Here is a 12,978-nt window from a genome sequence, read left to right on the forward strand (position 1 = left end):
GAACCAGCCATGCCAGAAACACCCGGGTCCGCCGGGGAAAAGGACCGGCGGGACTCGACAGAGCCGATCGCCGTCGTCGGGGTGGGCCTGCGATTTCCCGGCGGGAGCGAAACGCCCGAGGAATTCGCGGAGTTCCTGCGCGCCGGGCGGTCGGCCGAGGGCCCGGCCCCCGAGGACCGCTGGGTCGGCGAGTCGGCGGGAATTCCGGAGGGGAATTTCCTCGACGGGCTCGACCGGTTCGACGCGAAATTCTTCAAGATATCGCCGAAGGAAGCCCCGTACATCGACCCGCAGCAGCGGCTGGTGCTGGAGACGGCCTGGCAGGCGCTGGAGGACGCCAACATCGATCCCACGAGCCTGCGGGACACCGACACCGGGGTCTACATGGGCGTGATGTCGATGGACTACCTCGCGGAGAGCGTCGCCGTCCCGGACCGCGAGCTGTCCGGCGCCCTCGTGCCCGGCAACGCGCACAGCGCCGTGTCGGGCCGGCTGTCGTACTTCCTGGGGCTGCGCGGCCCCTGCATGAGCGTGGACACCGCCTGCTCCTCGTCGCTCACCACCGCACACCTGGCGGCCCAGGGACTGCGCCGCGGGGAGTGCGACCTCGTCCTGTGCGGCGGCGTGAACGCCGTCCACCACCCCCTGATCCAGAACACCCTGCACCGGGCCGGGATGCTCGGCTCGGACGGCCGCTGCAAGACCTTCGACGAGAGCGCCGACGGCTACAGCCGCGGCGAGGGCTGCGGTGTACTGGTGCTCAAGCGGCTGTCCGACGCGCTGCGCGACCAGGACCGCGTCCTGGGCCTGCTGCGCGGCTCCGCCGTGCGCGCGGACGGCGAGAGCGCGGGCCTGACCGCACCCAACGGCATCGCACAGCAGGCTGTCATGCGGGCCGCGATCGCCGACGCCGGGCTGGCGCCGGAGGACATCCAGTACGTCGAGGCCCACGGCACGGGCACCCCTCTGGGTGACCCCATCGAACTCGGCTCGATCAGCGACACCTTCGCCGCTTCCCACAGCCCGGCCGGGCCGGTGGTGGTCGGCTCGGTGAAGACCAACGTGGGGCACCTGGAGTCGGCGGCGGGCGTCTGCGGCATCGTCAAGGTGCTGCTCCAGATGCGGGAGGGCGTCTTCTACCCGCACCTGCACCTCACCACCCCGTCGCCGCGCATCCCCTGGGACAGCTGCCCGGTGACCGTGCCGACCGGGCTCACGCCGTGGCCCGCCGACGGCCCGCGGCGCGCCCTGGTCAACGGCTTCGGCATCGCCGGCACCCTCGGCTGCGTGGTCGTGGAGGAGCCGCCCCCGCCCCGTACGGAGACACCGCCGGCGGACGGCGTGCCGCACGTCCTCACCCTGTCGGCCAAGAGTGCCCCGGCGCTGCGCCGCCAGGCCGAGCGGTACCGGCAGTACCTCGCAGCGCGTCCCGACGTGTCCGTCGCCGCGCTGTGCCGCACCGCCGCGCTCGGGCGGGCGCACCTCCCCGTGCGCCGCGCCGGGGTCGTCAGTGACCGCGCCGGGCTGGCGAAGCTGCTCGACGGCTGGGCCGCGCGCGACGGCGAGTCGGACGGCGGCGCCGGCAGCAGCGCTCCCGTCGTACGCAAGGTGGCGTTCCTCTTCACCGGGCAGGGCAGCCAGTACCCGGGCATGGGCCGGGCCCTGTACGCGCAGCACCCGGTCTTCCGGGAACACCTGGACGCCTGCGACCGGCTCTTCGCGCCGCATCTCGGCCGGTCGGTGCGGGACCTGGTGACCGGCGACGCCGCCGACGGGGACGCGGTCCACCGCACCGTGCACACCCAGCCCGCCCTGTTCGCGCTGGAGTACGCACTGGCGCGGCTGTGGCTGTCCTGGGGCGTGCGCCCGAACGTCCTGATCGGCCACAGCATCGGGGAGATCGCGGCGGCGGCCGTCGCCGGGGTGTTCTCCCTGGAAGATGCGGTGGCGCTGGTCGCGGCGCGGGCCAGGCTGATGCAGTCCGTCACCGCGCCCGGCGGCATGGCCCAGGTGGCGGCCGCGCCCGAGGAGCTCGCGCCGCTGCTCGACGGCCGGCCCGACCTCGCCGTCGCCTGCCGCAACGCGCCCCGGCAGTGCGTGCTCTCCGGCGCCCGCGCGGCGCTGGACGAGGTGTGCGCGCGGCTGCGCGACGCCGGGCACGACGTACGGGAGCTGCCGGTCTCGCACGCGTTCCACTCGCCGCTGATGGCCGAGGTGACGGACGCCTTCCGGCACGAGCTGAAGGACATCGCCTTCCACGAGCCGCGGCTGACGCTGGTCTCGAACGTCACCGGGCGCGTCGCCAGGCCCGGCGAGCTGACCACACCGGAGTACTGGGCCCGGCACATCGGCGCGCCGGTGGACTTCGCCGGCGGCATGGCGACGGTGGCCGGGCGCGGCGGCCACGCGTGCGTGGAGATCGGCCCCGGCTCGACGCTCACCTCCCTCGCCCGGCAGTGCGTGCCGGCCGGTGACCACCTGTGGCTGGGCGGCCCGAAGCGGAGGGAGGCGGACGGCGGCGCGGTGCTGACGGCCCTCGCCCGGCTGTACGCCGCGGGCTTCCCGGTGTCCTGGGCGGGCGTGCACGGTGATGCGGCCGACCGGCCCGTCACCCTGCCCACGTACCCCTTCGAGCGGAAGCCGTACTGGCTGCCCGCGCCCCGGGGCCGCGACCGGGGCCGGACACCGGCCGCGACCGGAGCGCAGCACCACCCGCTGCTGGGCGAGGAGGTCACCACCGACGAGCAACGGGCGGGCGACGTGCGGGAGTTCGCGGCGAGGATCGACGCCGCGCATCCGGCGTACCTCGCGGACCACGTCATCATGGGGCAGGTCGTGCTGCCCGGCGCGGCCTATCTGGAGGTGCTGCTCGCGCTCCAGGACGCGGTGTACGGCGAGACCTCCCGGCCGGTGACGGACGTGGCGATCCTGGAACCCGTCTTCCTGGCCGCCGACCGGACAGCCGAGCTGCGTACCCGGCTGCGGTCCCGGGCGGACGGCACGGCGACAGCCGAGATCGTGACGCGGGTGGCGGGCCGGGACGGCGACTTCGAGCGGTGTCACGCGACGGCGGTCCTCGGCCCGCCCGACGCGCCCGGTACCGAGCTGAGCCCGGCCGGGACGGAGCTGTGCGCGTCGGCGGCCGGCGCGGGTGAGCCGGCGGCCACGGTCGGCGAGGCGGAACTGTACGCCGGGATGTCCGCGGCGGGGGTCGACTACGGACCGGAGTTCCGCCGGCTGCTGCGGGCCGCACGGCACGGCGGGCAGCTCGCGGTGAGCACGCTGCGGGGCGTACGGACCGGTGCCGCCGAGCAGCTGTCGCCGGCGCTGCTGGACAGTTCGCTGCACGGTCTGGCGGTCCTCGACGACGCCGATGAGACGTATCTGCCGGTGCGGTTCGGGCGGCTGCGGCTGTTCAAGAAGCCGCGCGCCGCGGAGCTGCGTACGGTGGCCAGGCTCGCCCCCGTGCCGCCGGAGGCCGCGGGGGACGTGGACGTGTCCGCCGACCTCGTGGTACTGGAGGGCGACCGCCCGGTCTTCGAGCTGACCGGGCTCGGCCTGAAGCGGGTGGCCAACTCCACGGCCGGCGGCGGGCGCCCCGCGCACGCCTTCCACGAACCGCGCTGGGTCAAGCGTTTCCTGACCGGGCCCGGCCGGGCGGCGGGGGCCGGGGAGCCGCGCCGGGTGCTGGTCCTGAACCGGACGGCGGACGAGTTCGCCGCACCGGAGGCACGGACCGCGGAGACCGGTACGGAACTGGCGTACGCCGCCGGGGCCGACGTGCTGGCCGAGTACCTGACCGACAGGTGGCCCACGGACGTGTGCTGGTTCTGGCGGCCGGGCGACGGCGACGGGGCGGCCGCGCTCCGTGCCGAGTGCCGGCGCAACTACCGTGACCTGCTCGCGGTTCTCGGCGAACTGGAGCGCGCGGGCTTCGGCCACGGCGGGCGTCTGTGGCTGGTCACCGAGGGCGCCCAGCTGCTGCCGGACGACGTGCCGCAGAGTGCGGGACCGTCGGCGGCCGCCACCCTGTGGGGGTTCGGCCAGACGCTGTGGCACGAGTATCCGGGCTACCGGGTCACCCTGGTCGATCTGCCTCCCAGGAGCGGAGGGAGTGGTGCGGACCTCGCCGGGCCGCTGCTGGCCGAGTGGGCGGCACGCGACGCCGGGGAGTTCCAGGTGGCGTACCGGGCCGGAGCCCGGCACGTGCGCCGGCTGTACCCGCTCGATGCCGCGGGGCGGCAGGACTCCCCCGTCCGGCTCGCGATCCAGGAGTACGGTTCCCTCGCCGGGGTGCGGCCGGAGCCTGCCGAGGTGGTGCCGCCCGTGGGCGACCAGGTCCAAATGGCGGTGCACGCCGCGGGGCTGAACTTCAAGGACGTGCTCAACGCGCTGGGTCTGCTCCGGCAGCACGCCGAGGAGGCGGGCGTCGCCCACCGGCCGCAGCCGCTCGGCTTCGAATGCGCGGGGACGGTGGTGGCGGCCGGGCCGGACGCCGCCTTCGAGCCCGGCGACGAGGTGATCGTCAACGCGCTGGGCTGCATGAGCAGCACGCTGACCGTGTCCTCGGAGCTGGCGGTGCGCAAGCCGGCCCGGATCACCATGGCCGAGGCGGCCGGAGTGCCGACCGTCTTCGTCACCGCGCACTACGCGCTGCATCACCTCGCCGGGCTGAAGCCGGGCGACCGGGTGCTCGTCCACGCCGCGGCGGGCGGTGTCGGGCAGGCCGCCGTGCAGCTCGCCCAGCAGGCCGGGGCCGAGGTGTTCGCCACGGCCAGTCCCGGCAAGTGGCAGCTGCTGCGCGATCGCGGCATCCGCCACATCATGAACTCCCGGACCCTGGACTTCGCCGACGAGGTGCTGGCCGCCACCGGCGGCGAGGGCGTGGACCTCGTGCTGAACAGCCTGAACAAGGAGTTCATCCCGGCGGGCCTGCGCTGCCTGGCCGAGGGCGGGCGGTTCGTGGAACTGGGCAAGGTGGGCTCCTGGAGCCACGAGCAGGTGGCCGAGGTGCGCCCCGACGTGGCGTACCACCACTTCGACCTCGGTGAACGGCCCGAGGCCGAGGCGCGGGAGCACACCTGCCAGATACTGCGGACCGTCGTCGAGCAGATCGCCGACGGGCGGCTCCAGCCCGTGCCCGCCACCGCCTACTCCCTCGACGAGGTGGAGGAGGCCTTCTCGGTGCTCAGCCAGGGCGCCAGTACCGGAAAGCTGGTGCTGCGGTTCGCCGAGGACCGGGTCCGTCCCGCGCGGCCGCTGACCGTGGCGCCCGACCGTACGTACCTCGTCACCGGCGGGCTGGGCGGGCTCGGGCTGGTGACCGCCCGGAAGCTCGCCGACCTCGGCGCGCGCCACCTGGCGCTCGTCGGCCGCACCGGGCTGCCCGCTGCGGAGGCGGCGGCGCTCGCGGCCGGGCTCGGCAAGGACGTCGACGTCACCGTCCTGCGCGCCGACATCGCCGAGCCCGCCGAGGTCGAACGCATCACCGCCGAACTGAAGCAGTCGCCGTATCCGGTGGCCGGCATCGTGCACGCGGCGGGCGTCCTGAACGACCTGCCCGTATCGAAGCTGACCTGGGAGGACATGGAAACTGTCCTGAGGCCCAAGGTCTACGGCACCTGGCTGCTGCACGAAGCAGCGGCGTCCTTCCCCGAGCTGGACTTCCTCGTCGGCTACTCCTCCGTCGCCGCCGTGCTCGGCGGTCCCGCGCAGGCCAACTACGCGGCGGGCAACGCCTATCTGGACGGCCTGCTGCGCTGGCGGGCGGGCCGGGGCCTGCCCGGGCTGTCCGTCAACTGGGGCCCGTGGTCCGAGGTCGGCATGTCGGCCCGGCTGGCCGCGCCGCTCGCCCGCCGCATCCAGGACCAGGGCGTCGCGTTCCTGAACCCGGCGGACGGCATGCACGCGCTGGTCACCCTGGCCGGCGGGACGGCCCCCCAGGTCGTCGCCGCCGCCTGCGACTGGGACCGGTACGCGGCGGGCCAGAGCCAGCCCCACAGCCTGTACCGGCACCTCGTACGGGAGACGGGCGGCGGGGCCCGCCCTGCGCTCGACGCCGAGCACCTGCTGACGCTGCCCGCCGAGGAGCGCAGGGCGGCACTCAACACGTACCTGCGGTCCCGGATCGCCGACATGCTGCACTTCGACGGCACGGACGACGTGGCGTCCGACGCGGTCTTCCTGGAGCTGGGGCTGGACTCGCTCGCCGCGGTGGAGCTGAAGAACGCCCTGGAGACCGCGTTGCGCGTGCCGTTGCCCGCCTCGGTCACGTTCGACCACCCCTCCGTGGACCGGCTCACCGATTTCCTCGACCGGCAGCTGTCCTGAAGGAGCGATGAGGATGCAGGACGACACGCTCGTACGTGCCCGGCAGGCGGTCCGGCCGCGGACGCTGGACGCGGTCGCGGCCCGGCAGGCCGCCGACCGCCCCGACCACCCGGCGGTGCTGTGCGAGGGCCGGACGCTCACGTACGGACAGCTCCACCGGGAGAGCGACCGCACCGCACATGCGCTGCGCTCGGCCGGCCTCGGTCCGGGCTCCCGGGTGGCCTACCTCGGCAAAGAGTCCGAGCACTTCTACGAGATCGCGCTGGCCTGCGCCAAGAGCGGCGCCGTACTGGTCCCGGTCAACTGGCGGCTGACCCGTGAGGAGATCGCGCACATCCTGCGCGACTCCGGCACCGAGCTGCTCTTCGCCGAGCGCGAGCGGCTGGCCGTCGCCGGGGAGCTGAGCGCGGTCCTGCCGGAGCTGCGTGCGGTGGTCCCGCTGGACTCCGATGAGGAGCGCGGCTCGGGCTTGCTGGCATGGAAGGCCGGCCGCCCGTCCGGCGGTCGCTCCCCCGGCCCCGCTGCCACTCCCGACGATGCCGTGGCGCAGATCTACACCAGCGGCACCACGGGGCTGCCCAAGGGCGTGGTACTGGCCCACCGCAGCTTCTTCGGCGTCGACGAAGCGCTGACGCGGCACGGCTGCGACTGGGTGGACTGGCGGCCCGATGACCGGTGTCTGATCGGCATGCCGGGCTTCCACATCGGCGGTCTCTCCTACGCGATGCAGGGCTTCGTCGCGGGGGCCACGATGGTCAGCATGCCGGCGTTCGTCCCCGGTGACGTGCTCCGGCAGATCGGCGAACTCGGCCTCACTCAGGGCCTGCTGACCCCCGCCATGCTCCAGATGCTGCTGGCCGAGCCGGGCGCCGGGCCCGCCGCTTTCCGCTCCGTACGCAAGGTGATCTACGGCGGCGCGCCGATCTCCGAACCGCTCCTGCGGCGCTGCCTGGAGACCATGGGCTGCGAGTTCGCGCAGATCTACGGCAGCACCGAGACGGGGAACTTCGCCGCCTGCCTGGCGCCCGGTGACCACGTGCCCGGCAGTCCCCGGCTGGCGGCGGCCGGGCGGGCCTATCCCGGCATCGACCTGCGGATCACCGGGGAGGACGGCGAGGAGCTGCCGCCCGGTGCCGTCGGCGAGGTCTGGGTCCGCAGCCCCGCGCGCATGGTGGGCTACCACCGGCACCCCGCGGCCACCCGCGAGACGGTACGGGACGGCTGGGTCCGCATGGGGGACGCGGGCAGGCTCGACGCCGACGGGTATCTCTTCCTCAGCGACCGGATCGACGACACGGTCATCATCGGCGGCGAGAACGTCTATCCGACGGAGATCGAGCACGCGCTGGCCGCGCATCCCGCGGTGGCCGAGGCGGCCGTCGTGGGCGGACCGGACGAACGCTGGGGAGAGACCCTGCACGCGTACGTCGTGCTGCGACCGGCCCGCCGGGCCACCCCGCGCGAGCTGATGTGCTTCCTGCGGGGCCGGCTCGCCGACTTCAAGGTTCCCGCGGTCTACGAGTTCCTGGCCGAGCTGCCGCGCAATCCCAACGGCAAGGTGCTGCGCCGCGCCCTCCGGGACCCGCTGTGGCAGGGCCGGACGCGCAAGGTCAATTGACGGTACGTCAGCCTGGGAGGCAAAGGATGAGCACCGGGGAACGGACGGACGGGCGGCGGCCCCTGGTCGGGGTCCTGCTGCCGACGCGCGAGGCGGCGATCAACGGTGATCACACCGTGGCGCCGCTGCTGGACTTCGCCCGCGAGGCGGAGCGGCTCGGGTACGACTCGGTGTGGACGGGGGACTCGCTGCTGGCCCGGCCCCGGCTCGACCCGGTGGTGGTGCTGGCCGCAGCGGCGGCCGTAACCACCCGGGTGACGCTGGGCACGGCGGCCTTCACGGCGGCCCTGCGGCACCCGTTGCTCGGCGCGCACCAGCTCGCGAGCCTGGACCGGGCGGCCGGCGGGCGTCTGGTGGCCGGGCTCGGCGCGGGCTTCCCGGTGCCGGAGACGGCGGCGGAGTTCGCCGCGGTGGACGTGGCGTACACCGGGCGCTTCGCGCGGCTGGACGAGACGGTCCGGCGGTGGCGGGAGGTGTGGCGCGGCGAGCCGGCCACGGAGGGGCCTCCTGGGGCCTTCGGCCGGCTGCCCACTCCATCCTCGCCCGCCGGCCCCCCGCTCTGGCTGGCGGGCAGCGACACCCCACGGGTGCTGGCGCGGACGGCGGAACTGTACGACGGGTGGCTGCCGTTCCTGCCGGACGCGGGCGCCTACGCACGGGCCTGGGAGCGGATCGGTGAGCTGGCCGCCGAACGGGGGCGTCCGGCGGACGCCGTCACACCGGGCCTGTACGCGACGGTGGCGGTCGATCCGGACCGGGCGGCGGCGCGCAAGCAGCTGGACGCCTACACGCAGGCCTACTACGGGCGTTCGCTGGACCAAATGGCGGAGTTCCAGGCATGTGGATACGGCAGTGCGCAGGAGTGCGCGGAGTGGCTCGGCGGGTACGTGCGGGCCGGTGCGCGCCATGTGATCCTGCGCATCGGCTCGCTGGACCCGGGAGCGCAGCGTGACCAGCTCGCCGAGGCGGCGCGGGAACTGGTGCCCGCGCTGCACGCGGGCACCTGATCCCCTTGTGGCGGTCGTCAGGGGGCCGGCTTCGGCTGCGGTGCTGCCGCCACGGCGGGCTCCTTGGTCTTCTTCGGCTTCGCCGGTGCGAGCGCGCGCAGCACCTCGCGCATGGCGAACGGCGAGTAGACGACGGCGTTGTGCTCGCTGAGGTCGGCGACGCACAGGTCCTGGAGGAGGACGTTGCGGACGTCGGGGCCCCGGAGCCAGCACGAGGTGTAGGGCGTGACCACTTCGTCGTACTTGGTGGCGATGACGGTGTAGCGCACTCCTTCGACGGTGTCGGGGCCGTCGTTGAGCTTGTTCATGAAGTCGCTGCCCTTGTGCTGCTCGGTGAGCGCGGGCATGACCATGTTGGTCAGCTCGACGGACATCGGGTACTGCTTCATGAGGGCGGCGATGCCGTTGCCGGTGGTGCCGTGGTTGTTCGGGGCCAGTCCGATCAGGTGGTGCACCTTGGCGGCGCCGCCGAGGTACTTGAGGTAGTAGCGCGGGAGCATGCCGCCCTGCGAGTGGCCGATGATGTCGACCTTCTCAGCGCCGGTGGCCGCCAGCACGCGCTCTACGTAGGCGGCCAGTTCCTGGGCCGACTCCTCCATGGAGGCGAGGCCGTGCATGACCGGGATGCGGGGGTCGGCGCCGTAGTCGAGCCGGAAGACGCTGTACCCGGCGGCCGCCAGGACCGGGGCGACGGTCAGCCAGTACGTCTCGGCGTTGCCGAAGGTGCCGTGCACGAGGACGACCGGGCGGGGGTGCTCCTCGTCGGGGCGCGCGGACCAGTCGTCGATGCCCGGCGAGCGGGTCAGCGCGGTGGCCGCCTGTGTGGTGATGGCGGCGGCCTGGGCGAGGGCCAATCCCTCGGTCATCTTGCCGGTCACGCTCTGGGTGACCGCTTCGAGCGGGTTGGCGAACGGTAACTTGGAGCCTTTTCCGGTAGGGAACATGCTGAATCCTCCAGGCATGACGGGAATACCCATTCCGACCCGAATAATCGGATGAGCACCGTTATGTCGCCTCACGCTACCGCCCCGGAAGCCGCCTGCTTCCGTCCCGTTGCTCCCGGGGGCCGGTATCCCGCCATGCCGGGGACCCGCCGTCCGTGCGGTCCGCCGCCGCCAGCACCGCGTCGGCGGCATCGGCCCGGAACAGGTCGCGGCCGGCGGCGATCCGGGCCTGCCGGACAGGGCCGTCGCAGGTCAGGTCGGCGAGGGCCCGCAGCAGGTCGGCCGGGCCGTCGGCGAGGGCGGACAGCCCGGCCTCGGCCATCCGCCGGGCACCCGCCGCGCCGTGCCCGGGGATCGGGCGGTGGGTCACCACCGGCAGCCCGGCCGCCAGCGCCTGCGCCGCGGTCTGCCCCGCGGCGTTCTCCACCAGCGCCCCGGCCGCCGCCATCAGCGCCGGCACGTCCGCCACCCAGCCGAGGGCGACGGTGCCCCGCACCCGGCCTAGCCGCCGCCGCAGCGACCGGCTCCGGCCGCACATCACGACCGGGAGGTAGCCGCCGTCGCGGAGCAGCGCGGCCGTGCGCGCGAGGTGCGAGGCGACGCCCCAGGCACCGCTGGAGAGGAGGACCGGGGTGCGGCCCGGAGCCAGTGCGGCGAAGCGGCGGGCGAAGCGGGCGGTACGCGCGGGGTCCGGCGGGGCATGGAACGCGGCGGGCACGACGGGGCCGACCGCCTCGGCCGCCCCGCCGCCGAGCCGCCCGACATCCTCGGCCGTCTGCCGGGTCGGGCAGAGGTGCAGGTCGTTGGCGGGGTGGAGCCACTGGCGGTGCACGGCGAAGTCGGTGACCACCACGATGCTCGGGCAGGACAGCGCCCCGGCGTCCCGGAGCCGGCCGGTGACCTGCGCGGCCAGGTGAAAGGTGGCGAGCACGGCGTCGGGCCGCTCGCCGGCCAGGCGTCGCCGCAGCTCCCGCGCGGCGGGGGCGACCACGGGCGAGGTGTCGGGGCCCGGGTGCGGGCGGCCGGGGCCGGCCGGCGGGCGGGGGACGAAGTAGGCGCGGTAGATCGCCTCGTAGAGCGCGGGCGTGTACCGGATCGTGGCGGCGTAGAAGCCGCGCAGCGCGGCTCCGGTACCGGCCGGCAGCAGATCCAGGACGTCGAGCGTCGCGACGCGGTGGCCGCGGCCGGTCAGCCGGTGGGACAGCTCACCGGCGACCGCGTGATGGCCGGCCCCCATGCCGGCGCTGAGGATGACGAAACGTCCGCCCATGTGTCCATGCCCCCGGTCAGGATGTCATTCCCGAGCATTTCGCAACGTACGCGACCATACTGGACCCCATGCCCATCAACCGCCCTCCACTCGGACCTGCCGCGTGGCAGGTGGCGACCGGAGCCGCCACGGCGACGGCCGCGCTGCACATCGGACCGGCCGGTACCTGGCTGCCTCCGGTACGGCGCATGCTCTTCCCCGGCCTGGACGGGCAGGGGCAGCCCGGACACGTGGCGCTGACCTTCGACGACGGCCCCGACCGGGCGAGCACGCCGCGCTTCCTGGACGCACTGGACGACCTGGACGTCCGGGCGACCTTCTTCCTGCTGGGCTCGGCACTGGCCGAGGCCCCCGAGACGGGGCGGGAACTGGTGGCACGCGGGCACGAGGTGGGGCTGCACGGCTGGGACCACCGCAGACCGTGGTGGCCGGGGCCGGTGCGCGAACTGCGCGAACTGCGCCGGGCCGTGCGCGCGGTCACGGACATCTGCGGGCACCGGCCGCGGTGGTACCGGCCGCCGTACGGCATCCTCACCGGCGGCCGCTGGGCCGCGGCGCACCGCCTCGGGCTGCGGACCGTGCTGTGGTCGGCGTGGGGCCGGGACTGGGTGGCGGGCGCTTCCGCGGAAACGATCGTGCGCACCGTGGAGCACCGACTGGAGGGCGGCGGGACCGTGCTGCTGCACGACAGCGACCGGACCTCGGCGCCCGGCTCCTGGCGCGCCACGCTCCAGGCCCTGCCCGTGCTGGTACGGAACTGCCGGCGGCAGGGGCTCACGGTGGGCCCGCTGCGCGACCACGGGACCGACGACACGGTTCCATAACCCCTGTGGTGGCAATTGCCCGGATCATCACGAAGGTCGTGTCATGCTGATGAGATGTCGGAACCTGTGCCCCGCCCTGTTCGGGCCCGGGCACAGCCGCTGAGGGTGCGTACCGTCTCCGGAGGAGGTCTCCTGTGGAAGCCACGGGACCACTGCCGCACAGCCCTGTGCTCCCCGAGGGCCGGCCCGGACCACACGGTTCCGCGCGGCGGCCGCACCGGACCGGGTCACCGGTCGCTCTGATCACCGGCGCCTCGTCGGGCATCGGCGCCGCCGTGGCCGCCCGGTTCGCCGCCGAGGGCGGCTGGCAACTCCTGCTGAACGGCCGGGACGAGGAACGGCTCGGGCGGGTCGCGGCCCGCTGCGATGCCACGCCACTGCCCTGCGACCTGAGCGACCCGGCCGGCTGCGAGCAGCTCGTCGGCGCCGCGCTCGATGTGTCGGGCGGGATCGACGTCCTGGTCGCCGGGGCCGGCATCGGCTGGGCCGGGCCGTTCGCCACGATGCCGCCCGACGCGATCGACGAGGTACTGGCGGTGGACCTGGCCGCCGTCGTGCACCTCACCCGCCGCGTCCTCCCCCACATAGTGCGCAGGGACCGCGGTCATCTGCTCTTCGTGGGCTCGATCGCGGGCGCCGTTGGCGTGCGCGAGGAGGCCGTCTACTCGGCGGCCAAGGCGGCGGTCGCGGCCTTCGCCGAGAGCCTGCGGTACGAACTGGCCGGTACCCGCGTGCGCGTGTCCCTCGTGGTGCCCGGCGCGGTGAACACCCCCTTCTTCGCCCGCAGGGGAGCGCCGTACCAGCGGTCCCGGCCCCGGCCGATCGACGCGTCGCGGGTGGCCGACGCCGTGTGGGAGGCGGTGGCGCACGAACGCAGCGAGGTCTTCGTGCCCGGCTGGCTGCAGCTCCCCGCCCGTTTCAAGGGGCTCGCCCCGGCCCTGTTCCGGCGGCTGGCCACGCGTTTCGCCTGAGGGACCGACCGCAC

7 protein-coding genes are annotated in these 12,978 nt (G+C 74.4%); 5 read left to right on the top strand and 2 right to left on the bottom strand.

The window, feature by feature from the left end; genetic code table 11:
* Positions 1-9: 9 nt before the first annotated feature.
* Genes ACIGQF_RS00845 through ACIGQF_RS00855 form a run of 3 tightly spaced genes read left to right on the top strand, consistent with a single transcriptional unit; the run spans position 10 to position 8,955 of the window.
* A complete protein-coding gene (locus tag ACIGQF_RS00845) occupies positions 10-6,330 on the top strand; it encodes an SDR family NAD(P)-dependent oxidoreductase (RefSeq protein ID WP_399703643.1) in 6,321 nt (2,106 codons plus the stop codon).
* 13 nt (positions 6,331-6,343) lie between these two features.
* On the top strand, positions 6,344-7,948 hold the full coding sequence (locus ACIGQF_RS00850; protein WP_399703645.1) for a long-chain-fatty-acid--CoA ligase: 1,605 nt from the start codon (positions 6,344-6,346) through the stop codon (positions 7,946-7,948).
* 26 nt (positions 7,949-7,974) lie between these two features.
* On the top strand, positions 7,975-8,955 hold the full coding sequence (locus ACIGQF_RS00855) for an LLM class flavin-dependent oxidoreductase (RefSeq protein ID WP_399703647.1): 981 nt from the start codon (positions 7,975-7,977) through the stop codon (positions 8,953-8,955).
* A 17-nt stretch (positions 8,956-8,972) separates the two neighbouring features.
* Here ACIGQF_RS00855 and ACIGQF_RS00860 read toward each other — a convergent pair whose 3' ends face one another.
* Positions 8,973-9,899: an esterase/lipase family protein gene (locus ACIGQF_RS00860; RefSeq protein WP_399703649.1), complete on the bottom strand. Its 927-nt coding sequence runs from the start codon at positions 9,897-9,899 to the stop codon at positions 8,973-8,975.
* A 76-nt stretch (positions 9,900-9,975) separates the two neighbouring features.
* Positions 9,976-11,169, bottom strand: a complete 1,194-nt coding sequence (locus ACIGQF_RS00865; protein ID WP_399703651.1) for a galactosyldiacylglycerol synthase — start codon at positions 11,167-11,169, stop codon at positions 9,976-9,978.
* Positions 11,170-11,237: 68 nt separating this feature from the next.
* On the opposite strand from ACIGQF_RS00865, the gene ACIGQF_RS00870 reads away from it, so the two are divergent.
* Complete coding sequence (locus ACIGQF_RS00870; protein ID WP_399703653.1) at positions 11,238-11,993, top strand: polysaccharide deacetylase family protein; 756 nt, start codon at positions 11,238-11,240, stop codon at positions 11,991-11,993.
* A gap of 134 nt (positions 11,994-12,127) precedes the next feature.
* Complete coding sequence (locus ACIGQF_RS00875) at positions 12,128-12,964, top strand: SDR family NAD(P)-dependent oxidoreductase (RefSeq protein ID WP_399703656.1); 837 nt, start codon at positions 12,128-12,130, stop codon at positions 12,962-12,964.
* Positions 12,965-12,978 lie beyond the last annotated feature (14 nt).

The organism is Streptomyces sp. NPDC053560 (genome assembly GCF_044544605.1).
Taxonomy (GTDB): domain Bacteria; phylum Actinomycetota; class Actinomycetes; order Streptomycetales; family Streptomycetaceae; genus Streptomyces.